This is a genomic window from Arthrobacter sp. 2YAF22_2 (assembly GCF_052114645.1).
In the GTDB taxonomy this organism is placed as follows: Bacteria; Actinomycetota; Actinomycetes; order Actinomycetales; family Micrococcaceae; genus Arthrobacter.
Map to the genome: position 1 here is coordinate 1 of NZ_JBFRFD010000733.1, position 1,273 is coordinate 1,273.

Annotated in this window: 2 protein-coding genes; both read left to right on the forward strand. The window is 61.1% G+C overall.

Going from position 1 to position 1,273, the window contains the following annotated elements; genetic code table 11:
• A partial coding sequence (locus AB4Y86_RS19115) for a DUF6541 family protein (protein WP_441403698.1) occupies positions 1 to 480 on the forward strand: 480 nt, incomplete at its 5' end.
• A 165-nt stretch (positions 481 to 645) separates the two neighbouring features.
• Positions 646 to 1,273: ABC transporter substrate-binding protein (locus AB4Y86_RS19120; protein WP_441403699.1), on the forward strand; the 628-nt coding region annotated here is incomplete at its 3' end.

Here is a 1,273-nt window from a genome sequence, read left to right on the forward strand (position 1 = left end):
GTGGTCTTGGTTTTACTGACGCAGCTGGGAAGCGTTCAGTATGCCGCGGACAAGGCCCACGGCAGTTATCAGCTGACAGCTGATTCCCAGCTCATCACACGTGACGAAATGGCTGTGCTGCGGGACATGCAATCGCTGGTTCCCGAGGACGCAGTGGTGGCGTCCAATGCATGGAACGGCAGCGCCCTGGCTTACGCACTCGCCGACCGACGTACGATCCAGCTGCACGTGCTGAGCAGCACCTTCACCCTGAATGACAAAATTGTGCTCGACAGTCTGCGGGAAGCCAGAACGAATCCGACGGTATGCCCCGCTGTACGGACGTTGCATGTCAGCTACGTATTGGATTTTGGCGGGCAGGAGATCAACGGTGGCTCCCACCCCGCTCCGGGTCTTGACAATCTCGAAGCGAGCGGGGTGGCAACGCTGCTTTCCCGGCACGGCGCGGCCAAGCTATTCAAGTTCACCGGATGCGACTAGGCGCGTTCCGCTCTGCCGGGTTGGGGATGCTGCTGCCGGACTGGGTAAGCTATAGGACGGTCCGGGTCCGCGCAGCCTGATGTGACCAGAGCCTTCCTGTCATCGTGAAGATTGACGGCCCAGCGTCAACGTGACTTGGCATCAACCAGATTGGAAATTGTAGCAATGGCAGAAACCGAAGACGGCAGCGGACGGCTGGCTGGGCGACGGCAATTTCTGGCGGGGCTGGCTGTACTTCCGCTCGGTCTGGCGGGATGCCAGTTCGTGAACTCGGGGTCAGCATCGCCTTCGACGACTGCTGACAAGAAGTCATATCCGGTCACCGTCAAGCACGCCTTCGGCACGACGGTAATAAATAGGGAACCCCGGCGGATCGCTACGCTCGGCCTTGGGAGCAATGACATCTGCGTGGCCCTGGGAGTGGCGCCTACAGCCATGCCGCTTTCGGGGGCTCAGCCAAACGGTTCTACACCTTGGTTCGACCTTGCTTTCCGCCCCTTCGGCTTGGAATCGCCCTTGCTTCTGGACGAGGCGAAGGGCCTTCCAGTTGACGACCTGACAGGCATGGGGCCTGACCTGATCCTCGCAGTCCACTCCAAACTGACGCGCAGCGAATACGAGGAATTGTCCAAGATCGCTCCCGTGGTGGCGTATCCAGACGGACCTTTGGCCACGGACTGGCGTACTTCGCTGGCTCTTGTCGGCCAAGCCCTAGCCCGGCCTGCCGAGGCCGCGAAGGTCCTCGCGGACACAGAGATGAGCATCCGGGCGGGCCTCGGGGACTATCCTGACC